This is a genomic window from Pseudomonas sp. JV449 (genome assembly GCF_032424295.1).
Lineage (GTDB): Bacteria > Pseudomonadota > Gammaproteobacteria > Pseudomonadales > Pseudomonadaceae > Aquipseudomonas > Aquipseudomonas marginalis.
In genome coordinates, this window is record NZ_VYKD01000014.1 from 12,491 (window position 1) to 35,149 (window position 22,659).

Genomic DNA, 22,659 nt, shown 5'->3' on the forward strand with positions numbered 1-22,659 from the left:
AACGTCATGACTACAGGATGCGGATGTGGTGGCGGTAACGGCGGCAGCGGTGGTTGCGGCTCGTCGGCCAAGGAACCGGTGATGGCCCAGGCTTCTTTCGAGGAAATCAAGGCGCCGGAGTTAATCGCCAGCAGTGAACAGGAATGGCCGATCATCAGCGTCAACGGCGTGGCGGTCACGCCCGAGGCCATGGCCCTGGAGTTGCAATACCACCCGGCCGCCAGCCGCGAGGAGGCGATGTACCTGGCCGCCCGCGCGCTGGTGATCCGCGAGCTGTTGCAACAGCGGATCGCCGAGCTGGGCCTGGCGGTGGAAATCGCCGCCGGAGAGAACGAAGAAGAAGCCGCCACGCGTTTGCTGCTGGAGCGCGAGGTGACGGTGCCCGACTGCGACGAAGCCACCTGCGTGCGCTACTTCGAGAACAACCGTGGGCGCTTTCACAGCGCGCCGTTGCTGGCGGTGCGGCACATCCTGCTCGAGTGCGCGCCGGACGACGCCGAGGCGCGCCACCTGGCGCACACCCAGGCTGAAGTCCTGCTGCTGAGCCTGGAAGAACATCCGGGCCAGTTTGCCGAACTGGCGCTCAAGTACTCGGCCTGCCCGTCCAAGGCCCAGGGCGGTTCGTTGGGCCAGGTGAGTAAGGGCCAGACCGTGCCCGAGCTGGAGCGCCAGCTGTTCACCCTGGCCCCAGGCCTGGCCGCCAAGCCGCTGGAGAGCCGTTATGGCTGGCACGTAATCAGCGTCGACCAGCGTATCGAAGGCCAGCCGCTGCCTTATGAAGCGGTCGCGGTCGCGATTCGCACCCAATTGCAGCAAGGGGTGTGGCAGAAGGCATTGGTGCAGTACCTGCAAACCCTGATCGGCGCAGCGGACATCCTCGGCATCGCGCTGCAGGGTGCCGACTCACCGTTGGTGCAGTGACATGAGCCTGGTGGATGGGGTGGGCCGTTCGATCGATTACCTGCGCTTGTCGGTGACCGACCGTTGCGATTTTCGTTGTGTGTACTGCATGGCGAAAAACATGACATTCCTGCCGCGCCAGCAGGTGTTGACCCTGGAAGAACTGCAACGCCTGGCCGCGCTGTTCGTGGGGCAGGGCGTGCGCAAGATCCGCCTCACCGGGGGCGAACCGCTGATTCGCCCGGGCATTGTCGGGCTGTGCCGCAACATCGCGGCACTGCCGGGCTTGCGTGAACTGGTGATGACCAGCAATGGCTCGCAGTTGGCGCGACTGGCGCGGCCATTGGTGGAGGCGGGGGTCAAGCGCATGAACATCAGCCTCGACAGCCTGGATGCGCAACGCTTTCGCGGGATTACCCGCAACGGTGATCTGCGCCAGGTGCTGGACGGTATCGAGGCCGCGCGGGATGCGGGGTTCGAGCGGGTCAAGCTCAACTGCGTGGTAATGAAGGGGCGCAACTTCGACGAGGTCCCGGCGTTGGTGCGGTACGCCATCGACCAGGGGATCGACATCAGTTTTATCGAGGAAATGCCCCTGGGGGACGTGGGGCGATCGCGGGGGGAGACGTTCTGCTCCAGCGACGAAGTGCGCGCGGTGATTGCCCGTGAATTTGGATTGATCGATAGCACCGAGAACAGCGGCGGGCCGGCGCGGTATGTGCGGCTGGCCGGGCATCCTGGGACGCGGGTGGGGTTTATTTCGCCTAATTCCCATAATTTCTGTGGCAGTTGTAATCGGGTACGGATGACGGTGGAAGGGCAGTTGCTGTTGTGCCTGGGGCAGGAGGATGCGCTGGATTTTCGCGCGTTGTTACGGCGCTATCCGTTGGAGGATGGGCCGTTGGTCGAGGCGTTGCACAGGGGGTTGAAGGGCAAGCCGTTGCGGCATGATTTCAGTGGGGCGGGGGAGGTGCAGGTGGTGCGGTTTATGAATATGAGTGGGGGGTGAGGGGAGGTGTGGGGTGGTGTGGTACTGAGTACATATCCGTTTCTTCGGTAACGGCGGCTTAGGGTTCCGCTCTTACAGCGGGTCACTTTTGGAAGAGCGCCAAAAGTAACCAAAAACGCTTCGCCCCAACACTCGGCACCTCGCTTAGGCTCGGTGTGCCCTCACTCCGGCTTTGGAGCGTGGGCCGCCGCAATGGGCCATCCATGGCCCAGTGCGGCTAACCCGGCGTCCTGCCGGGTTACCCACGCTCCAAAGCCTGCGTTCGGCCAGCGTGTTTGACGGGGCGATTTGAGATCAAGAGCCAAAGCGCGGCGGCCTTAGAGCCGACCGGAGTTGGGTCTGGTGTACTGGGTTAAAAATGTGGGAGGGGGCTTGCCCCCGATGAGCATGGGTATCTACACAACTTCCAGTGAATACGGAATCTATGGCAATTAGGCTTCTGTGGTGAGCGGGCTTGCCCCGCGCTGGGTTGCGAAGCAGCCCCAAAACCTTCACCTCGATTGATTCTGGCACTCTGCGGTGACCTTATTGGGGCCGCTTCGCAGCCCAGCGCGGGCGGTGCGACGATTCGACAAGCCCGCTCACCACAGAGTTATGTGTCAGCCTTTAAGAGTTGTGCAGATACCTATGCCCCGATGAGGGAGTGTCAGTTGGTGGATTTGGTACTGACCCACTGCAATCGGGAGCAAGTCGAATCGTCGCACCGCCCCTCCCACATTTTTGAACGGCATCAGGCGTTAGCCAGATTCGCCAGTGCGATCCCTGAAACGTAGCGCTCCAGATTCGCCAAAAACGTATCGGCAATCTCGTTGCGGCTATTGGTCGAAATCGCCGACGTATGCGGCGACAACCGCACCCGTGGGTGGCTGTACAGCGGGTGCCCATCCGGCAAGGGCTCCGGCTCGGTCACGTCAAGCGATGCCAGGCCGATCCGGCCGTTATCCAGCGCCTCCAGCAACGCCTCCTGATCGAGCAAGCCGCCGCGCGCGATGTTGATCAGGTGCAGTCCCGGCTTGGCGCTGCCCAGCACATCGCGGTTGATGATATGCCGCGTGGCGTCGGTCAGTGGCGCGGCCACTACCAGATGGTCGGCGCGGGCGAACAGGTCGTGGATGTCGTTGGCGGCCTGCACTCCTGCGCCGAACGGTGCCTGGCTCTGACGCAGGGCCACAACGTTGATGCCCAGGCCCAGGGCTTTTTGCGCCAGGCTTTCACCAATCGCACCAAAGCCGAGGATGCCCAGGGTGATGCCCTTGAGTGGGCGCAGGGCGGTGAAATTCCATTGCGAGTCCTTCACCCAGATGTCCGGTAAATGCTTGGCCGCGGCAAAGATCGCCGCCAGGGCGAACTCGGCGAGGTTGTCGGCGGCGCTGCCCCGGGAGGTGGTCACCGGCGGGCCGTTGAACAGCCATTGCGGGTAGAAGTCGATGCCCGATGAGACCAAATGCACCCATTGCGCGCCGTAGGGCCAGCCCGGTGGCGGGGTGTCCGGGGCGGTGTAGCCGCGCACGTTGATCGGGCGCAGCAGCAGGATATTCGCCTGGGGCGGCAGGTCGCTCGGCACGCCCGCCGGCACGCCGATCACCTGGGCTCCGGGGTGGATCGCAGTGAGGCGTGCGCGGATCACCTCGTTGTAGTCTTCGTCCAACTGGCTGGCAATAATCACCTGAGTCATGTGCGTTCCTTCTGGCGTTGGGCGAACACGGCTTTACCGACACCTTGCAGCACCGCATCGTTCTGCGGGGTATGCACGCGACTGCACAGCACATCGCGGTAGTGGCGTTGCAGCGGGCTATGGCGTGACAGACCGGGGTTGCCGGAGGCCTCGATGGCCAGCTCCACCGCGCGGATGGCGTTGTGGGTGACCAGGTACTTCAACTGCGCGGCGTTGGCGGCCGGGGTGTGGCCGTCGGCGGCGGCGTCGAGCAGGCTGCGGTTGGCGAACAGCAGCGTGTCGATATGCCCGACGGTTTCCTGGAAACGCGGCAATGTCGACAACGCCGCACCGAGGTTGGACGGCGTGCGTTCTTCCAGCCAGTTCACCAGCCAGTCCCGCGCGGCCTGGGCCACGGCGTCATACACCGAGGACAGCAACACTGACATCCACAGGAAGCCGTCGGCATCCAGTTCCGGTTGCGGCGCGCTCCAGGGGCTGACGCTGACGGCGTGGTCCAGCGGCACCAGTACGTTGTCGAGCAGCACTTCATGGCTGCAGGTGGCGCGCATGCCGAGGTGGTCCCAGGTGTCGATGATGCTCACGCCGGGGCTGTCCTTGGGCACCAGCCAGGCGCCCACCAGCGGGTCGGTGTCATCGCTGCGCGCCCATACGCTGAACCAGCTCAGGCCATGGCTGCCGGTGGAGTAGATCTTGCGCCCGCTGATGCGCCAACCCTCGGCAGTGCGCACGGCGGTGGTCGCCGGCAGCCCGCCACGGGCCGGGGTGCCGAGGTCGGGTTCGACGCGCAGGGCGTTGATCAATGCGCCGTTGCGCACCGCGTCCTCGGCCACTTGTGTACGCAGATGGGGCGGCCAGGTCTTGCTGTCTTGCAGGCGGGTATGTTGCAGGTATTGCATCACCAGGATCAGTGCGGTGGACGGTTCGCCCTTGGCAATTGCACTGATCGCCTTGCGCGCCTGCGGCAGGCTGGCACCGCCGCCACCGAGGGCTTTGGGCACGGTGAGGGCGACCAGGCCGTGGTCATGCAGCCGCTGGAAGTTGGCATGGGGGAAGGCGCCGCTCTCGTCATACAGGTGCGCGGTGCCGGCCAGTTCGGTGCTGAGGCGTTCGAGCAGGGCGTCGAAGTTGGCGACTTCCACGGAGCGTAGAGACGGTTGGGTCATGGGGTGATCACCCGTAATTTTGTAGGAGCGAGCTTGCTCGCGAAAAACCGGAGAGCGCCGAGGGGAGTCAGATGTCCCGCGTTATCGTTAACGATCTTCGCGAGCAAGCTCGCTCCTACAGTGAGGGATTCGCTCATGCCAGCGCCTCCTGCGGTTCTTCCACCTCGATGCTGTAACGGTTGGCCGGTACGGCCAGGCCAAGGTTGTCGCGCAGGGTGTGGCCGGTGTATTCGCTACGGAACAGGCCACGCTGTTGCAGCACCGGCACCACCAGTTCGGTGAAGTACTGCAAGCCGTCCGGCAGCACCGAGTTGATGATGAAACCATCGCTGGCGCCGCGTTCGAACCAGGTCTGGATCGCGTCGGCGACTTGCTCCGGGGTGCCGACAAAATCACGCTTGGGCCGCGAGAAGCGCAGCGCCACTTCGCGCAGGGTCAGGCCTTCGTCCCTGGCCAGTTGCTTGATGCGGTCGGAGCCGCCTTTCTGGCTGTTGGCGCCCAGGTCGCCGAGTTCCGGGAACGGGGCGTCCAGCGGGTACTGGCTGAAGTCATGGTCGTTGAACGGGCGGCCGAGGGCGACGATGGCGTCTTCCACGGTGACCAGCTCCACGGCCTGCTGGTAGCGGCTTTCCACTTCGGCCTCGTCGCGGCCGACAATCGGGCGGATGCCCGGCAGGATCGACAGGCTGTCGGCGTCACGGCCAAAGCCTTTGGCGCGCCGTTTGAGGTCCTGGGTATACGCCAGGCCTTCTTCGATGCTCTCCACATGCACAAAGATGGCGTCGGAGTTCTGCGCCGCAAAGTTACGTCCGTCTTCGGACGTGCCCGCCTGGAAAATCACCGGTTGGCCCTGGCGCGAGCGCGCAATGTTCAGCGGGCCTTTGACCGAGAAAAACTCGCCTTTGTGGTTCAGCGCATGCAGCTTGCCCGGGGTGAAGAATTCGCCGCTTTGCTTGTTGTAGGCAAAGGCGTCGTCTTCCCAGGAGTCCCACAGGCCCTTGACCGTGTTCAGGTGTTCCTTGGCGATGCGGTAGCGCACGGCATGGGGTGGGTGTTCGGCTTTACCGAAGTTGTCGGCGGTGCCGCTGAGCCACGAGGTCACCACGTTCCAGCCGGCGCGACCGCCGCTGATATGGTCCAGGGACGCGAACTGGCGCGCCACCTGGTAGGGCTCGGTGTAGCTGACGGTCACGGTGGCCACCAGGCCGATATGGCTGGTGAGTGCGGCCAGGGCCGAGAGGATGGTCAGCGGCTCGAAGCGGTTGAGGTAATGCGGGCTGGATTTGGCGTGGATGTGCAGGCTGTCGGCGATGAACACGAAGTCGAACTTGGCCGCTTCGGCGAGTTCGGTCTGCTGTTTGTAGAAGCCGAAATTCGTACTGGCATTCGGTTGCGCCTGCGGATGGCGCCATTCTCCCCAGCCGTGTCCGACACCGTGGACCATGGCGCCCAATTTCAAATGGCGGGGTTTCAATTGATGTGGCGTGCTCATGTTCTGCTCCTTCAGCGTGATGCTTGGTTGTTGGGGGCGCGCTTGGCGTTAAAGCTCGTGTCGAAGCCCTGGGACACGTCGATGTGCCGGGGCAGCAGGCCTTCTTGCTGGTAGGTGTCGGCGGTGGCCTGCAGGCCACTGATCACGCTGTCGTCAATCAGCACCGGGCTCAGGCGGGTTTCCTTGGCCACGGCCACATGCACGGCCAGCGGCAGCCCGGTGATTTTGGCCTGGGCGGCGGCGTACTCGTCGGGGTGGGTATTGGCCCAGGCGTAGGCGCGGTCGACGCGGGCGACAAAGTCGTCCAGCTGCGTGCGCTTGTCGGCGATGGCCTGGCGGGTGGCGGCGAGGTACAGGTGGTTGCTCAACAGCGTGTTGCCGCTGGCCAGGATCCGCGCCTGGCTTTGGGACGTGACGACGGTGGTGTAGGGGTCCCAGGTCGACCAGGCGTCGACAGTGCCGTTATCCAGCACCAGGCGCGACTCGCTGGGCAGCAGGAAAATGAACTGCACATCCTTTGTGGTCAGGCCGGCCGTGGCCAGCGCCTTGATCGCCAGGTAATGGCCGATGGACCCACGCCCGGTGACGATTTTCTTGCCCTTGAGGTCGGCCACCGTCTTGATCGGCGAATCCTTGGGCACCAGCAGGGCGGTGGTGTTACGCCCTTCGGCGTGGATGATGCTGACCACCTTTAGCGAGGCGCCGGCGCCAAGGGCAAACACGTAGGGCGCGTCGCCCAGGGCACCAATGTCCACGGCTCCGGCATTCAAGGCTTCGCCCAGGGGCGAGGCGGACGGGAATTCCGACCACTGGATTTCATAGGGCACGTTTTTCGTTTCGCCGGAGACTTCCAGCAGCGTCTTGATCGTCGATTTCTGATTGGCCACCCGCAGCGGTTGCAGGTCGGCGGCGTGGGCGCAGGTGGCCAGGCCAAGGGCCAGGGCAGTGCCCAGGAGCAGGCGTTTGAACGGAGTGGAAAAGACCATGGGATGCTGGCTCCAGGCAGATCGTGAAAGGGTTCGGCTACCTCCGCCTGGAGAAGGGGTCGGTGAGGAGTTCACGTTATGCTCATAAAAACCTTCTGTGAAGGTCTTTTTGGTTATATGTTAATTATTAAAAATATTAAGATAGTTTGTTGTCTAATATGCGTTTTATGTATTTTTCGAATAGGTAATTGCGGCTGAGGTGCCTGGGTGTCCAAGGGGGCGGCGCCAATCGCTCTCAGCGCAGGTTTGCATAGAGCGAAGTGGTCTAGGCCACTGTCATTCTTCACAGGTGTTCAGGCGTTGCGCCGGGCAGAAAATGGCAGCACGCAGCCAAGTCAGCTGCGAATAAACGATGGGGGTATTTTTACTCTCTCAGCGAACCAGTGAGGATTGGTCATGTTCAAATTATTGGCAACCACATGCGTCATGTTCAGCCTGCTGTTCGGCACCCAGTTCAGCGTGGCCTCGCAAATAGAGGCGGGTGTCCACGCCATGCAGTCTCAGTTGAGCGGTAGCTCGGAGACGGTTTCTTGCACCGACACAGAAGAAAGAAAGTAACGCAGTACCCCCCGCCCCATCAGCCTGGGGCAGCGCCTGTTCCCGCAATGGGGGCAGGCGTGCCTGGGGTCAAATGACGTAAAACCCATGGGTCCCATCGCGGGCCAGTTGCTCCACCAGACCGAACTCCCAATCCAGGTAGGCCTGCATGGCTTCCCTGGGGTTGTCGGTGCCTTCGTACGGCCGGCGGTAGCGGTCGATACGCGGTGAGGCCAGGTGAGTTTCGCCTTCTTCCAGCGGCAGTTGCGCGTTGATCCAGGCGGCGGTGCCGTCTTGCAGCAGGAACACCTGTTTGCCGGTGATCGCTTCGACTTCAGCCACCGCCAGGCGCGCCAGTTGGCTGCTGCCGCAGGTCAGCACATAACGCTGGGCGGCGGGCACCTTGGCCAGGGCCTGGGGCAGTTGTGCGCGCAATACCCACCAGGCACCGGGGATATGGCGCTTCACGTAGTTGGCGCTGGCGGTGAAATCCAGCACCACGGTGTCGCCATGCTCGAGCCATTCGGCGAGGGTGTGCGGGCTGATCAGTTCGGCCTGGGGGGGCGCGGGGACTGGAGCGACCCAGGCGCCTTTTTCGCTGAAGTGCGCCGCTTGCAGGTCATCCAGCACATGCACGTCCCAGCCCAGTTGGGCCAGCCACGACGCAGACATGTTCGCCCGCACGCCATCGTCATCCGCCAGCACCAGGCGCGCACCGCGCACGCTGGCGACATGGTCGGTTTCCTGCACCAGTTGGCCGCCGGGGGTGGAGCGCGCGCCGGGCAAGTGGCCGGCTTCGAATTCTTCCGGGGTGCGCACATCGAACAGGTAGGTGGTGCGGTTGGTTTCCTGCTGCCAGGCGTGCAGGTCGGCGAGGGTGGCGCGACCGACGCGGGCCTTGTCGGCGACGCGGCGTGCATCGACGGCGGCGATCTGGCGATGCTCTTCCGAGGTTGGCGCAAAGCGTCGCGACTGGCCGTGGGCGAGCTTCTGCCCGGCCAGGGTCCAGCCGATGGTGCCATTGCGCAGCGCAGACACCGGGTTGGCCACGCCGGCGTTGATCAGCGACTGGGTGCCGATAATGCTGCGGGTACGCCCGGCGCAGTTGACGATGATGCGGGTGGCCGGGTCGGGCGCCAGTTCCCGCGCACGCAACACCAGCTCGGCACCGGGCACGCTGATGCCGGTGGGGATGCTCATGGTCTGGTATTCGTCGAAACGGCGGGCGTCGAGCACCACCACATCGGCCTGGCTGTCGAGCAGCGCCTGCACTTCTTCGGCGGCGAGGGACGGCGTGTGGCGCTCGCTCTCCACCAACTCGCCAAAGGCCTTGCTCGGCACGTTCACATCGATAAACAGCTCGCCACCGGCCCGGCGCCAACCGTCGAGGCCACCTTCCAACAGGCTGACCTGGGTGTAGCCCAGCGCAACCAGGCGTTCGGCGGCACGGGCAGCCAGGCCCTCTCCGTTGTCGTAGACGGTGACCTGGGTATCCCGGCGTGGAATGCGCGAATACACCTCCAGTTCCAGCTTGGACAGCGGGATATTCGCCGCGAACAGCGGGTGGGATTCGGCAAACGGCGCTTCTTCGCGCACGTCCACCAGGGCGACTTCTTCACGGTCCAACAGGGCCTGGCGAATCCGGGCAAAGCTACGGGTCGGTACGGTGGTCATAGGGCAGGGCTCTTTTCTTTGGACAAATCCCAGATATTCGGGAGGAAGGCGTTGGAATAACCGGAGATAAACAGTTTCTCGCTGCCGTCGGGCTGGTACACCGCACGGCGCACCGCGCCGATATTGGCGCCGTACACATGAATGCTGATCGACACCTGGTCGCTGTGGGCATTGCTCACCTGATGGATGTCGCCGACCTTGGGCGACACCGCCTCGACCTGGCCCGGCACCAATTGAATCGGCTGGCCTTCGGCGATCAGGCTGCCGTCGGGCGCGCGTTCGAAGCCTTGGGAGAACTCTGCGCCGCGCAGCATGCCGATCAGCCCCCACACCCGATGGTCGTGGATCGGCGTGCTTTGCCCCGGCCCCCAGACAAAGCTGACGATGCTGAAACGCTGGCGCGAATCGGCATGCAGCAAGAACTGCTGGTAGCGCTCGGGATCGGGTTGGGCAAATTCATCGGGGAGCCAGTCGTCATGGCTGACCAGTTGCGCCAGCAGCTTGCCGCCACGGTGCAACAGGTCGCCTTCCCGTGGATTGCCGTCGATCAATTCCGCCAGGGCGCCTATGAAGGCTCTGAGTCTCTCGGGGTGTCGGGCCTGGGTCATGGCACTTCCATCGTGTGGTCGCAGGGATGGGTTTATCTAAGCATAATGTTTATAGTTAATATGCTATTTTTTAATGATTAGCTTATAGCTGAAGGTAATTTAGAACCGGTCTGAATAGCGTTAGACGTTATCGATTGCAGCACGGGCTATTCACGCCACGTTCCTGCAACTATGCTTCACACACATCTTAATGACTGTTCTCTATGTGCGGCCCAAATGAAAATTGACGATATCGATGCCTTTGTCGAAGTGATTCGTTGCCAGTCCATCAGCCATGCCGCCGAGTCGTTGCAATTGACCCAGCCGGCCATTACCCGCCGCGTGCAGAACTTCGAGCAGGCGCTGGGCGTGGAGCTGTTCGACCGCAACACCAAACCCCTCAAACCGACGTTGATCGGCACCCGCGTCTATGAGCAGTGCCGGCTGATCCTGCGCGAGATGGATGCCCTGCGCGAGCTGGTGGCCACCGACGCACCGCCCACCGGCCTGCTGCGCCTGGGTGTGCCGCAGACCATCGGCGACGTGGTGCTGCTGGACGCGCTCAAGCACCTGCGCAGCGAATACCCCGACTTGCGTGCCCAGGTCGCCACCGGCTGGGGCAGCCAGTTGGTGGGCAAGATCGAACGCGGCGAACTGGACGCGGCGGCGGCGCTGTTCCCGGCAGGCAAGATCTTCCCGGACAACATCGTCGGCGAGTCCATCGGCAAGATGGAACTGGTGGTGGTCTGCGCCAAGGCCCAACTGCCGAAGAAACCCTGCAAGCTGGCCGATGTGTACCAGAACGGCTGGGTCCTCAACCCGGACGGCTGCGGCTTCCGTGCCGGGTTGCAGCGCACCTTGTCCGATCAGGGCCTGGCCCTGCGGGTCAACCTGGAGACCTTCGGCACCGAACTGCAACTGGGCCTGGTGGCCGACGGCCTGGGCTTGGGCCTGGTGCCACGGCCGTTGCTGGAACGCAGTGCGCACCGCGAGCAACTGGCGGTGATGCCGCTCAAGGATTTCAAGCCGGTGATGGATTTGTGGCTGATCTATCCGCACTTCCTGGGCAACCTGCAGGGGCCGGTGGATGCGTTTGGCAAGCGGGTGGCGGCGTCGCTGCATAAAGTCCGCGACGCCGCGTAAGCCTGTGGGAGGGGGCTTGCCCCGGTACAAACCGGGGACATCGTTTACATTTCTAACCGGGTACATATCCATTGCCGCGGTAACGGCGGCTTAGGGTTCCGCCCTGACGGCGGCTCACTTTGGAAAAGCCCCAAAGTAAGCAAAGGGCTCTTGCCCCACCACTCGGCACCTCGCCCAGGCTCGGTGTGCCCGTAATCCGACAGTGATGTGGGGGGCCGCCGCCACGCGCCATCCATGGCGCGGGGCGGCTAAACCGGCATCCCTGCCGGTTTACCCCCCCAAATCACTATCGGATTCCGGCCAGCGTGGTTAACGGGGCGCCTGAGATCAAGATCTAAAGCAAGATCAAGGGCGGCTCGCTTCGCATCGGTGTTAGCGTTGCGGGAGATACTCATGGCCATCGGGGGCAAGCCCCCTCTTATCAAACTTAAAATAACTGAATGATTTTAGGGGGTTAAAATTTCACCCTGAAGTCTTGAGTCTTGCCTGAACAATTTCAGGCGACCGCATTCTTGTGGCAAGCCCGCTCGCCACAGTTTGCTGCGCGACAGCGCTGCGTCGAAGGAGTTGTGGGATCTCCCACATTTGCCCTGTATTATTGGTACGATTTATATGAAAAAAAATAATAATTAGCTTAGATTAAAATGTGCTTTTTATTATTTTTGGCCATCCCCTAGGCTTGCCTGGAAGTCCTTAAGGCCATCCAGGAAGTTTTGCCATGAGCAGCGTCACCTCGATCACCAATCTCACCAGCAATGTTCGCCAGCGCGTTACCCCGCAAGAGTGGGAGGTGCGCGTCAAACTGGCCGCCGCTTATCGCCTGGCTGCCTTGTACAAGTGGACCGACCACATCTATACCCATTTCTCCGCCCGTGTACCGGGGCCGGAGGAGCATTTCCTGATCAACGCCTTCGGGTTGTTGTTCGATGAAATCAGTGCGTCCAACCTGGTCAAGGTCGACCTCGACGGCACTATCGTCGATGACCCTACCGGCCTGGGCATCAACTACGCCGGTTATGTGATCCACAGCGCGATCCACGGCGCACGTCATGACCTGCAGGCGGTGCTGCACACCCACACCCGCGACGGCATTGCGGTGTCGGCGCAGAAGGACGGCCTGCTGCCGATCTCCCAGCACTCCATTGGTTTTTCCGGACGCGTGGCGTACCACGGGTATGAAGGCGTGGCCCTCGACCTGGACGAACGTGAGCGCCTGGTCGCGGACCTGGGTGACAAGAGCGTGATGATCCTGCGTAACCATGGCTTGTTGACCGCCGGCGTCAGCGTTGAACATGCATTTGTGCAGCTGCAACAGTTGGAGCGCGCGTGCAATATCCAGGTCGCGGCGCAGGCGGCGGGGAATGCGGAGTTGATCTTCCCGCCGGCCGAAGTGGTGGAGAAAGTCGAACAACAGGCCAAGGTGTTTGCCAGTGGCGAAGGACCGGGGGTGGCGCGGCATTGGAATGCGCTGATTCGGCAGTTGGAGCGCAACGATACCGACTACAAGAACTGATCCTGAGCATAGTGAAGATCAAAATGTGGGAGGGGGCTTGCCCCGATAGCCATCAGTATCTACACAACTTCAGTAGGATGACGCGTAGCAGCTGTCGAGCCTTGGCGAGGCTGCGTTTGCGGCGCGTCTGACACACCGCCGACGCAGCCTCGCCAAGGCTCGACAGCTGCTACGCACGGGGCTCGGCTCAAGATGTGTAGATACCCATGCCCCGATGGCGGTGGATCAGTCAATTTATCTTTGACTGACACTCTGCCATCGGGGGCAAGCCTCTCCCACATGGGTTCTGTGTTGTTTGGTCAGGCGACTTTCTGCTCGCGTTCAGCAATCAGCTGCCGGGTCAGGGGGATCAACCGCTTGCCATAGTCGATCGCATCATTGAGCGGATCAAACCCACGGATCAGGAAGGTGGTGATACCGAGGTCGTAATAATCGACCAATGCCTCTGCCACCTGTTCGGCGGTCCCCACCAACGAGGTGGAGTTGCCCTGCGCCCCCAGCAACCCCGCAATCCCCGTCCACAGGCGCTTGTCCAGCCGCGAGCCCTGCGCCGCCGCCGCCAGCAACCGGCGCGAGCCTTCATTCGGCGGTTCACGCCGCACAAAGCCATTCTTCTCTGCCAACTCGGTGGCCTGTTGCAGGATGCTGTCGGCACGCGCCCACGCCAGTTCTTCGGTCTCGGCGAGGATCGGTCGCAGCGACAGGCTGAAGCGAATCGTACGCCCATGCCTGGCCGCTTCGGCGCGCACCTGGGTCACGATCTCGCGTACCTGCTCATAGGTTTCGCCCCACAGCGCGTACACATCGGCATGCTTGCCCGCCACTTCAATCGCGGCCTTGGAAGAGCCGCCAAAATACAGCGGGATATGCGGCTGCTGCGGCGACTTCACCGCGGAGTGCGCGCCTTCGACCTGGTAGTAGGTGCCGGCAAAGTCGAAGGGCTGATCGCTGGTCCATTCCTGGCGGACCACGCTCAGGTATTCATCGGTGCGCGCATAGCGTTCGTCCTTGCCGATATGGCTGCCATCGGCGCGCAGTTCGCGGTCGTCGCCGCCGGTGATGATATGCACGGCGGTGCGCCCGCCATTGAACACATCAAGGGTGGCGAACTGGCGGGCGGCCAGGGTGGGTTGGGCGAAGCCCGGACGGTGGGCGATCAGGAACTGCAGTTTTTTCGTCACGCTGGCGGCATGGGCGGCGATCAGCGTGCTGTCCGGGCTGTTGGAATGGAACGCCACCAGCGCGCGGTCGAAACCGGCGTCTTCGTGGGCGCGGGCCACGGTTTCCACGTAGTCCGGTTGCAGGGCAGGGCCGCTGCGTGGGTGGATCTCGGAAGCGTGGTGACCGCCGATATAGCCGATGAATTCAATGCTCATGGTCTGTCCTTGTCGAGTAGGGAGTGAGTACCTCCGCCGGGCAGGGGGTCGGTCATGCTCGTCCACGGTAGGGGCCGCGACAGCCTGTGTAAAATGCCGTTTGGTTCTAACCTAATTATTAAAATACAGAATCATATCTGTATGTAGTAATCAGTAAATTGCATTTTGCAGGTGTTGCTGACGCTAGATAACGTTGTGTTTTTTTTGGGCCTGAGGTCTGATGAGCGCCGAAAACGGCACCTCGAAGGTTAAGCAGTGATGCGGGCAGAACTTGCGCAATATGGCGGCATTACCGTCATGATTCCGGCCGCACTGATGATTGCTGTCTGGTTAAGGTATTCCACGCCGTGGGCATTGCGGGCCTGGATAATAACGCTGGGTATTACTTATTCGATCGTGGCGGCCAGCAAGTTGCTGTTTAAAGGTTGGGGCTTATCCTTCCAGCACTTGGATATTGCTGTAATAAGTGGCCATGCCATGAACACCTGTTTGATGGTCACGGTGGCAACGAGTTTGCTGGCCCGCCAGTTCAACCTGGCCTGGCGCTGGCCGGCGGCGTTGGTGGGGTTAGTGATAAGTATCGGGTTCAGTGCTTATTGTGTCGCGCCTTATATACATCCGCTGAATGAAGCCCTGGCCGGTGCCGCACTGGGTGCGACAGCGGCCAGTGTGTTCCTGTGGCGTATTGATGCCGCGCCCATCAAGGTATCCCCCGTGTTCATCGGCGGCGGGCTGGTGTTTTTGCTGGTCTGTGGGCTGGTGCCCAAGTACAACGCGGAGTGGCTGCTCAACCGCGTCGCAGTGACCCTCTCAGGTGCCGACCAGGCCCATCAGGAGCCTGCCTGGCGCCTGGAAACCGCGCACAGGAAGGCCGAGTAGGTCGCCAGGTCCAGCGCCAGGTTGCTTTCCACCATCAGCGCCAGCAGGGTGGTCTGCGCGTTGAACCGTTGCGCATTGCCACGGCGCCGCGCGCGTTTCATCTGCTGGAACAGCGCATGGGTGATCTGCTGGGGGGAGCTGCCGCGCAACAGGTCCAGCCAATGGCCGATGGCCCGGGTGTTGCGCTGGTACTGCGCGCCCTGCACCGGTTCGGCAAACCCCTCGAACATCCCCGTCAGCCTGCGCAACGCATAGCCGCGTCTCAAGCCCGCCCACAGGCTCATGGCCGCTCCTCGGTGCCGCAGATATTGGCCAGCAGTTCGGCCGTCTTGACCTGCATGAACTGGCTGTCGCCGCGACTTTCCACGCACAGGCACACCGACAACGGGTCACTGACCTGCAACTTGAAGCGCCAGTCGGCGAACACCATGGAAAACCCGGCGCCGGACGCGTCGCTGTCCAGTGAGTTATCCGCATACAGCACCTGCATGCGTTCGACGACATGGGTTGAATCATGCACTTCCACATGAATATTTCCCGAAGAAGGAAATAGGCCAATACGCTCTACCAATAACTTTGACGTGTTCATGGCCGTCCCCTGTCTGGTGCATTCAAATCGCACTTTATTATGGGGCGGTGCAAAAATACCGGAATGTTAGTTTTAGTCGGTCAATACCGGGATTGTTATTTTTTGTCTTGCGCGATAGATGGTCTCGGTTTGTAGGCTGTGGTCATAATTACTCGGTCGTTAGTTGCAGCTCATTAAATAAGGTCGTCCCTTTTGCCGAAGAATAAGTGTGCGGTGCGTGGGAGGTTGCCTTGTTCAAAAAGATATTGATTGTGTGCATCGGCAACATCTGCCGCAGCCCCACGGCGGAACACTTGCTGGGTGCTGCGCTTGCACCTTCCGGGATCCAGGTGAGTTCGGCGGGCCTGGCGGCCTTGCGTGACCATCCGCTGGAGCCCCTGGCCGGGCAGGTGCTGGCGGAGCACGGGCATGTGCCCCAGGTGCACAGGGCCCGGCAACTCGACGCCGGCGCCGTGAGTGAGGCCGACCTGATCCTGGTGATGGAACAACGGCACATCGACGGCGTGCTCGACCTCGCCCCCGAGGCACGGGGCAAGGTGTTCCTGTTGGGCAAGTGGCAGCACGATCGCGAGATCACCGACCCCTATCGCCAGGGCAAGCCCGCCTTTGTGCAGGCCTATGCCTTGATCGAACAGGCCGCACAGGCCTGGGCCCAGCGCCTGGCGCGCTGACGCTCCCTCTTTAAACGATTGCAAGGACGAAGACGCGATTTATGTATTCACCCCAGAACGCTTCCCCTGAAAGCCCTCACCGTGACGAGATCGATGTGCTCGGCATGCTCGGCAACCTGATCGATCACAAATGGCTGATCGCCGGGATCACCGGCACCTGCATGCTGATCGGTGCCGCCTACGCCATTCTGTCGGCGCCGGTGTTCCAGGCGAATGCGTTGATCCAGGTGGAGCCGAAGAAGAACGACATGCTCGGTTTCTCCGACGTCAGCAGCCTGCTGGGCAAGGAATCGCCGGCGGTGACCGAGATCGAGCTGATCAAGTCGCGCACCATCATTGGCAAGACCGTCGATACCCTGGCGTTGGACATCACTGTCACGCCGCAGCATTTTCCGTTGATCGGTGGCTTCCTCGCGCGGCGTTATGCGCCTGAACACAAGGGCGATATTGCGCCGCCGCTGTTCGGTTTCAGCCGCTGGTCGGCAGGGGGCGAGGCCCTGGTGCTGAGCCGCTTGAACCTGCCGACGGCGTTGCTCGGGACCACCCTGGTACTGGTGGCCGGCGAGGCCCAGGCCTACACGTTATTTGATGAGGACGGCGTCGAGATCGCCGCAGGAAGCGTCGGCGTGCCGTTTGCCGCCGAGGGCGTCGAGGTGCTGGTCAAGGAGCTGCGGGCCAATCCGGGCGCGCATTTCAAGATCGTGCGCAAGCCGCGCCTGGACGCGGTGGCCGACTACCAGGACCTGCTCACCGTGATCGAACGCGGCAAGGAGTCGGGCATTATCAGCCTGTCCCTGGAGAGCACGCGTCCGGGCCTGGCGGTGCGTACGCTGAATGAAATTTCCAACCTGTATGTGAAGCAGAACGTCGACCGTACCTCGGCCGAGGCGGCACAGAGCCTGTCGTTCCTCAATGACCAGTTGCCCCAGGTGCGGCGCGACCTGGAGAAGGCTGAGAACGCCTTGAACCGCTTCCAGACCCGCAGCAAATCCATCGACATCAGCCTCGAAGCCAAGGCGGTGCTCGACCAGGTGGTGGCCCTGGATACCGGCATCTCCGAACTCAAGCTGCAACAGGCTGAGATGGACCGTAAGTTCACCCCCCAGCACCCGGCTTATCGTGCCTTGATCGCCAAGTTGGCGGAACTCAACGCCAAGCAGGCGCAGATGACCAAGCGCGTCGAAGGCTTGCCCACGACCCAGCAGGAATTACTCAGCCTGACTCGCGACGTGCAAGTGGGCACCGAGATCTACACCCAGTTGCTCAACCGCTCCCAGGAACTCGACGTGATGCGCGCCGGCACCGTGGGCAACGTGCGCCTGATCGACAGTGCCGACGTCAACCTGGCCAAGCCTGTGGCGCCGCGCAAGGTCATCGTGGTGCTGCTGGCGATGCTGCTCGGCGGCATGCTCTCGGTAGGCATCGTACTGGTACGCAGCCTGCTCAACCGTGGCCTGGAAAGCCCGGATGAGATCGAGAAACTCGGCCTGCCGGTGTACGCCTCGATCCCCTTCAGCCTGTTGCAAAAGGCCGAGGAAACCAACGCGGCCAAGGGGCGTTCCGGCGCGCCGTCGCTGCTGGCGGTCAATCACCCCCATGACCTGGTGATGGAAGCCATGCGCAGCCTGCGCACCAGCCTGCACTTCGCCATGCTCGAGGCCAGGAACAACCGCCTGATGATCACCGGCCCGAGCCCCGAGGTGGGCAAGACGTTTGTCTCGGCCAACCTGGCGGCGATTGTCGCGCAGTCGGGCCAGCGCGTGCTGCTGATCGATGCCGACATGCGCAAGGGCTACTTGCACAAGATGCTCGGCAAGGCGGTGGAGGCGGGGTTGTCCGACCTGCTCGCCAAGCGCTGTGATCTGCAGGAAGCGATTCACCCGACCGCCGTGGAGCGCTTCGATTTCATCGGCCGTGGGCAGATCCCGCCCAACCCGTCTGAACTGCTGATGCACCCCAACTTCGCCGCGTTGCTGGCCGAAGTCAGCGAGCGCTATGACCTGGTGATCATCGACACGCCGCCATTGCTGGCGGTGACCGACGCCGCGATTGTCGGGCGCCAGGCCGGCACCAGCCTGATGGTCACCCGTTTTGGCGTGAACTCGGCGAAGGAGATCGAGTTGACCCTGCGCCGCTTCCATCAGAACGGCATCGAGCTCAAGGGTGCGATCTTCAATGGTGTGGAAAAACGCCGGTCCGCCAGCTACGGCTATGGCGACTACGGCTACTACAGCTACGCCTATCAGTCCGACAAGGCCTGATGACCATGAGCAAAGTGCTTGAAATGCCGCGCTCGTTGTCGCGACGGTTTCGCCTCAACGTGCTGAGCTACGGCTACACCCAACTGGTGACGCTGGCGGCGCAACTGGTGCTGGTGCCGTTCTTCCTGCACGCCTGGGGCACCGGGCGCTATGCCGATTGGCTGGTGCTCACCGGCATTCCGTCGATGCTCAGCCTGCTGGACCTGGGGGTGGCCCAGGCGTCGGCCACCAGCGCCACGCTGCGTGCGAGCCAGGGCGATGTGCCGGGGGCGCGACGCAGTGTGCAGACCGCGCTGGCCTTTACCCTGGCGGTGGTGGCGCTGGTGCTGGTATTCGCCCTGACATTGGGCCAGTGGCTCGACTGGGTGTCACTGCTCGGGCTCAAGACCTTGACCGCCGAGCAAGCCGGCCTGGTGGTGTTGTTCATGTCCGGCTACCTGTGCACGCGCTTGCTGGGTGGGCCGATCGACGCCTGGTTTCGCACCATCGACAGAACCGTCGGCGGCGTCTTCATCATGGCCAACCGCAGGACCCTGGACATTGTGCTGTCCATCGTCGTACTGCTGCTGGGTGGCTCCGAACTGCAATTGGCCCAGGGCATGTTTTTCAGCCAGGTGCTGTTCCTGGTGCTGGTGACCCTGTTTGTGCGGCGGATTTCACCCTGGCCGCTGCTGGGGCTGGCGTCGGCGTCCTGGGCCGAGTTCCGTGGTATCTGGAAACCGGCGCTGGGCAGCGCGGCGATACCGCTGGCGCAGGCGATCACCCTGCAAGGCGGCCTGCAAGTGCTCAACCAGATCGCCGGCCCGGCGGTGGTGGTGGGTTACACCATGGCGCGCACCCTGATGCGCCTGATCATCCAGTTGGGCATCACCTGCAGCAACGCCCTGACCCCGGAGATCTCACGGCTGGCCGGGCGCGGCGAGTTCGAACAGGCACGACGCTTTACCCAGCGCGCCAGCTCCCTGGTACTGGGCCTGTGCCTGCTGGTGTATGTCGCCGGGATCTGGGCCGGGCCGCAGGTCATCCTGCTGTGGAGCCATGGCCTGGTGCAGGTCGATCGCCTGTCATTGGCGCTGATCGGCTCCCATACGATTTTGAATGTGGCCTGGTTCATCCTCGCGGCGATGCTGATTTCCACCAATCGCCACACCCTCACCTCAGTGATCTATGCCGTAAGCAGCGTGATGGCCTTGCTGCTGTGGCTGGCATGCAAGGAGCGCATCGATCCGCTGCTGGGCGCGTCGCTGTTGCTGTCGCTGCCGGAACTGGTGGTGTTGGTGTACCTGCGGGTGATTCGCGTGGGGGAGGTCGGCCCATGATGCTGTCCCAGGCGCGCCTGACCCTCTACCTGCCGCTGACGTTCTTCGCCTTGCCCCTGGCGCTGAGCAACAACCTCTCGCAACCCTTGGCGCTGCTGCTGTTGCTGCCGTTCGTGGTGTACGCGGCGCGTGGCTTTACCCGCGCGCTGCCATTGCTGGCGCTGGTGGTCGCGTCCAGTGTGTTGCAGGTATTGGTGAGCAGTGGGGCGAAGATCTCGCTGTACCAGTTCCTGCGTTCCGGCATTCCGTTTTTCTATTTTGTGCTGCTGCTGGCCGGGTACAGCTATGTGTTGGCCAATGTGGAAAAAATCGCGCTGGCCCATAGCGTCAACTACCGGCGCATCCTCGAACGCATCATCTACATCTTCGCCCTTGGCCAGTTGCTGCAGGTCAGCCTGTATGGCGTGGGCATCGACCTGACCAACGCCGCGTCCAAGTCCAGCGACGAAGTCGGGCGGATCATGTTGTTTCCCACCAGCTCGGCGGTGCTGCTGTTTTTCTATGCCTGTTGCCAGCGCAGGGTCGGCTTGATGCTGATCCTCGCGGTCACGTTGCTGGCGGCCGGGTCCAAGACCATCCTCGCGGCGATGGCGGTGATGATCCTGTTGTCGGCGATTACCCAGCGCAAGCTCAAGTCGTTGGCGGTGCTGGTGGTGGCCATCGGCGCGCTGGGCACGCTGACGTTCTATGCCAGCCCCTTGGCGGTGTCGCGCTTTGCCACTTACCTGTTCGAGGAGAAGGGCGAGGACGTAACCCGTGCGTTCGAGATCGCGCATGCCAAGGAGTCGTTTCTCGACAACCCGGCCACGGTGTTCCTGGGCAATGGCCTGGCCAAGCAATTGACCCCCGGCGTGCCCACCAATGACGAGCGCTGGTTCGAGAACTCCAAGTTCGATATCGAGAACGGCTACTGGGGCGTGACCGCCAAGCTGGGGGTGCTCGGCGTGGCGCTGTTTTGCCTGCTGTTCAGCGGTTTGCCGCGCAGCCCGGTATCCCTGGCCGTGGTGGCGATCCTGCTGATTTTCTCGTTCAAGACCAGCTACCAGTTCTTCACCACGTTCGATGGCAGCTACCTGCTGGTGTGGTCGATGTTCATCGGCCTGCTCAACAAGGCTGCGCCTGCACGCCAGGCGGTTTACCCCAATTACTTACTGAAACAGGCTGGATCATGAACGCACCTGCTAGCCCCATCAGGGCCGGGATACTGACGTACCACTTCAGCGAAAACTTCGGCGCGGTGCTGCAAGCCTATGCCTTGCAGCGCTGGTTGCAGCAACAGGGCTTGCAGGTAAGCCTGATCAACTACCACCCGGCCTACGTGGAGGATGGCAGCGAGATCCGCCAGCTGTTCAACCCGCGCCAGCTCAAGGCCAACCTCAAGGCCCTGTACCTCAAGGCCCTGGCGTTGAAAACCCGGGTGCTGGGGCCGAATGCCCAGTCGCGCCAGTTCCACGCGTTCAAGACGCGCTTCCTGAATATCCAGGCGCCGCGCTACGCCCACGCCCACCAGCTCAACCAGGCGGTGGCCGGCCAGCAGTTGCTGGTGGCCGGCAGTGACCAGATCTGGAACCCCTCGGGCCAGACCGGCCTCGACCCGGCGTACTTCCTGGCCTTCGACTGCGACAAGGCGATCCGGCGCATTTCCTACGCCGCGAGTTTCGGCAAGGAATACCTGGAGCCGCAGTACCACGCCGAAGCCGAGGGCCTGCTCAAGCAACTGTCGGCGATCAGTGTGCGCGAGGAGAGCGGGGTGAGCATCGTGCACCAGGTCTCGGGGCTGGCTGCCCACTGCGTGCCGGACCCGACGCTGCTGCACCGCGACTATTCGGCGCTGCTCGCCACGTCCACCCAGACCCGCACCGGCCACGTGTTCTGCTATGCGCTGCGCACCGGCGTGGGCGTGCGCGAAGTGGCCCAGGCGCTGTCGCGTCAGGTGGCCGGGCCGATTGTCTCGCCGTATAACGCGCACCGGCGCTGGCGGCAGATCGGCGAGACCGTGCAGGTGGGCCCGCAGGATTGGCTCAAGTTGCTCAAGGAGAGCGCCTACGTGGTGACCAACTCCTTCCACGCCACGGTGTTCGCGATCATTTTCGAGAAGCCGTTTATCGCCGTGGGGTTACCGGGCAACAAGGCCTCGCTGAACGCCCGTGTGCGCAACCTGCTGGAGAAGCTGGAGCTGTCGCAACGCTTCCTGCCGGCAGACGATGCCGACCAGGTGCACGCCTTGATCGCGGCGCCCATCGACTGGGTGGCGGTGCGGGCCCGGCGCCAGGCCCTGCAACAGGTGGGCGAGCGCTACCTGTTGGAACAACTGGCGGCGATCCGGCCATGAGCGACTTCGCGCAACTCAAGTACGTCGACACCCTGCCGCGCAGCAACAAGGCGCGCCGGCTGTTGTGGGGCATGGTCTATCAGTTGCTGTTTCGTCCTACGCCGCGCTGGATGCTGCACAACTGGCGGCGTTGGTTGCTGCGCTGCTTTGGCGCCAAGGTCGGCGTGGGCTGCCGCATCGCGCCCACGTGCAGCATCTGGGCGCCGTGGAACCTGGAGATCGGCGACTACACCGCCATCGGCGATGGGGTCGATGTGTACGCCATGGCCAAAATCACGCTGGGCTCCAAAGTCACCATCAGCCAGCGCAGCTTCCTGTGCACCGGCAGCCACGACACCCGCAGCCTGCTGCGGCCCTTGGTGACTCGCGAGATCGTGATCAAGGACCACGTGTGGGTCGCCGCCGAGGCCTTTATCCACCCCGGTTGTGTGTTGGAGGAGGGCTGCGTGGTCGGCGCGCGCTCGGTGGTCACGGCCAGCCAGCCGGCCTGGATGATTTGCGTCGGTGCGCCGTGCCGCCCCCTCAAAACGAGAGACATCGCACTATGAAA

At 62.7% G+C, this 22,659-nt stretch carries 21 protein-coding genes; 12 read left to right on the forward strand and 9 right to left on the reverse strand.

The features are described from left to right. The first annotated feature begins 6 nt into the window (after positions 1-6). The gene (locus F6S08_RS12725) at positions 7-921 is read left to right on the forward strand and encodes a peptidylprolyl isomerase (protein ID WP_315871672.1); all 915 of its coding nucleotides are present in this window, start codon (positions 7-9) and stop codon (positions 919-921) included. 1 nt (position 922) lies between these two features. Beyond that, positions 923-1,909: a GTP 3',8-cyclase MoaA gene (moaA, locus tag F6S08_RS12730; RefSeq protein WP_315871673.1), complete on the forward strand. Its 987-nt coding sequence runs from the start codon at positions 923-925 to the stop codon at positions 1,907-1,909. Between the two features lie 730 nt (positions 1,910-2,639). Here the strand turns inward: moaA and F6S08_RS12735 are convergent. The 4 genes from F6S08_RS12735 to F6S08_RS12755 form a co-directional block, all read right to left on the reverse strand. Beyond that, positions 2,640-3,584: a D-isomer specific 2-hydroxyacid dehydrogenase family protein gene (locus tag F6S08_RS12735; protein WP_065948160.1), complete on the reverse strand. Its 945-nt coding sequence runs from the start codon at positions 3,582-3,584 to the stop codon at positions 2,640-2,642. After that, the gene (locus F6S08_RS12740; RefSeq protein WP_065948161.1) at positions 3,581-4,750 is read right to left on the reverse strand and encodes an acyl-CoA dehydrogenase family protein; all 1,170 of its coding nucleotides are present in this window, start codon (positions 4,748-4,750) and stop codon (positions 3,581-3,583) included. Before F6S08_RS12740 ends, F6S08_RS12735 begins: the two co-directional genes overlap by 4 nt. Positions 4,751-4,883: 133 nt before the next feature. Next, a complete protein-coding gene (locus tag F6S08_RS12750) occupies positions 4,884-6,242 on the reverse strand; it encodes an LLM class flavin-dependent oxidoreductase (RefSeq protein WP_074847036.1) in 1,359 nt (452 codons plus the stop codon). Positions 6,243-6,253: 11 nt separating this feature from the next. Continuing rightward, positions 6,254-7,228, reverse strand: coding sequence for an ABC transporter substrate-binding protein (locus F6S08_RS12755; protein ID WP_315871674.1), 975 nt, complete (start codon positions 7,226-7,228; stop codon positions 6,254-6,256). A 396-nt stretch (positions 7,229-7,624) separates the two neighbouring features. Here F6S08_RS12755 and F6S08_RS12760 point away from each other — a divergent pair, with 396 nt between their 5' ends. Further along, positions 7,625-7,786: a hypothetical protein gene (locus F6S08_RS12760; RefSeq protein WP_315871675.1), complete on the forward strand. Its 162-nt coding sequence runs from the start codon at positions 7,625-7,627 to the stop codon at positions 7,784-7,786. A 69-nt stretch (positions 7,787-7,855) separates the two neighbouring features. Here F6S08_RS12760 and F6S08_RS12765 read toward each other — a convergent pair whose 3' ends face one another. Both F6S08_RS12765 and F6S08_RS12770 read right to left on the reverse strand, forming a co-directional pair. Continuing rightward, the gene (locus tag F6S08_RS12765; protein WP_315871676.1) at positions 7,856-9,439 is read right to left on the reverse strand and encodes a rhodanese-related sulfurtransferase; all 1,584 of its coding nucleotides are present in this window, start codon (positions 9,437-9,439) and stop codon (positions 7,856-7,858) included. Further along, the gene (locus tag F6S08_RS12770; protein ID WP_065948165.1) at positions 9,436-10,047 is read right to left on the reverse strand and encodes a cysteine dioxygenase; all 612 of its coding nucleotides are present in this window, start codon (positions 10,045-10,047) and stop codon (positions 9,436-9,438) included. The genes F6S08_RS12765 and F6S08_RS12770 overlap by 4 nt, the downstream gene beginning before the upstream one ends. Before the next feature lie 216 nt (positions 10,048-10,263). Here F6S08_RS12770 and F6S08_RS12775 point away from each other — a divergent pair, with 216 nt between their 5' ends. Both F6S08_RS12775 and F6S08_RS12780 read left to right on the forward strand, forming a co-directional pair. Then, a complete protein-coding gene (locus F6S08_RS12775) occupies positions 10,264-11,169 on the forward strand; it encodes a LysR family transcriptional regulator (RefSeq protein WP_027608694.1) in 906 nt (301 codons plus the stop codon). A gap of 718 nt (positions 11,170-11,887) precedes the next feature. Further along, positions 11,888-12,682: a class II aldolase/adducin family protein gene (locus F6S08_RS12780; protein WP_074847032.1), complete on the forward strand. Its 795-nt coding sequence runs from the start codon at positions 11,888-11,890 to the stop codon at positions 12,680-12,682. Positions 12,683-12,981: 299 nt separating this feature from the next. Here the strand turns inward: F6S08_RS12780 and F6S08_RS12785 are convergent, their stop codons facing one another. After that, positions 12,982-14,058 carry an LLM class flavin-dependent oxidoreductase gene (locus F6S08_RS12785; RefSeq protein WP_065925153.1) on the reverse strand — a complete coding sequence of 359 codons (1,077 nt, stop codon included), beginning with the start codon at positions 14,056-14,058 and terminating at the stop codon, positions 12,982-12,984. A gap of 255 nt (positions 14,059-14,313) precedes the next feature. Here F6S08_RS12785 and F6S08_RS12790 point away from each other — a divergent pair, with 255 nt between their 5' ends. Further along, positions 14,314-14,937 carry a hypothetical protein gene (locus F6S08_RS12790; RefSeq protein ID WP_065925154.1) on the forward strand — a complete coding sequence of 208 codons (624 nt, stop codon included), beginning with the start codon at positions 14,314-14,316 and terminating at the stop codon, positions 14,935-14,937. On the opposite strand, the gene F6S08_RS12795 is transcribed toward F6S08_RS12790, so the two are convergent. Together F6S08_RS12795 and F6S08_RS12800 are read right to left on the reverse strand one after the other, a co-directional pair. Further along, entirely contained in the window at positions 14,889-15,221 is a 333-nt protein-coding gene (locus tag F6S08_RS12795) for a hypothetical protein (protein ID WP_065925155.1), read from the reverse strand. The genes F6S08_RS12790 and F6S08_RS12795 overlap by 49 nt on opposite strands. Next, positions 15,218-15,526, reverse strand: a complete 309-nt coding sequence (locus F6S08_RS12800; RefSeq protein ID WP_315871677.1) for a phosphomannomutase — start codon at positions 15,524-15,526, stop codon at positions 15,218-15,220. The genes F6S08_RS12795 and F6S08_RS12800 overlap by 4 nt, the downstream gene beginning before the upstream one ends. A 230-nt stretch (positions 15,527-15,756) precedes the next feature. Between F6S08_RS12800 and F6S08_RS12805 the strand changes: the two genes are divergently transcribed. Genes F6S08_RS12805 through F6S08_RS12830 form a run of 6 tightly spaced genes read left to right on the forward strand, consistent with a single transcriptional unit; the run spans position 15,757 to position 22,657 of the window. Continuing rightward, positions 15,757-16,197 (forward strand): low molecular weight protein-tyrosine-phosphatase, encoded by a 441-nt coding sequence (locus F6S08_RS12805; RefSeq protein WP_065925156.1) that lies wholly within the window; start codon positions 15,757-15,759, stop codon positions 16,195-16,197. 41 nt (positions 16,198-16,238) lie between these two features. Further along, a complete protein-coding gene (locus F6S08_RS12810) occupies positions 16,239-18,458 on the forward strand; it encodes a polysaccharide biosynthesis tyrosine autokinase (protein ID WP_137213155.1) in 2,220 nt (739 codons plus the stop codon). 5 nt (positions 18,459-18,463) lie between these two features. Then, on the forward strand, positions 18,464-19,777 hold the full coding sequence (locus tag F6S08_RS12815) for a lipopolysaccharide biosynthesis protein (protein ID WP_065925158.1): 1,314 nt from the start codon (positions 18,464-18,466) through the stop codon (positions 19,775-19,777). Further along, positions 19,774-20,949 carry an O-antigen ligase family protein gene (locus F6S08_RS12820; protein ID WP_315871678.1) on the forward strand — a complete coding sequence of 392 codons (1,176 nt, stop codon included), beginning with the start codon at positions 19,774-19,776 and terminating at the stop codon, positions 20,947-20,949. Before F6S08_RS12815 ends, F6S08_RS12820 begins: the two co-directional genes overlap by 4 nt. Beyond that, positions 20,946-22,109: a polysaccharide pyruvyl transferase family protein gene (locus F6S08_RS12825; protein WP_074847029.1), complete on the forward strand. Its 1,164-nt coding sequence runs from the start codon at positions 20,946-20,948 to the stop codon at positions 22,107-22,109. The genes F6S08_RS12820 and F6S08_RS12825 overlap by 4 nt, the downstream gene beginning before the upstream one ends. Further along, positions 22,106-22,657 (forward strand): acetyltransferase, encoded by a 552-nt coding sequence (locus F6S08_RS12830; RefSeq protein WP_065925161.1) that lies wholly within the window; start codon positions 22,106-22,108, stop codon positions 22,655-22,657. Before F6S08_RS12825 ends, F6S08_RS12830 begins: the two co-directional genes overlap by 4 nt. Positions 22,658-22,659 lie beyond the last annotated feature (2 nt).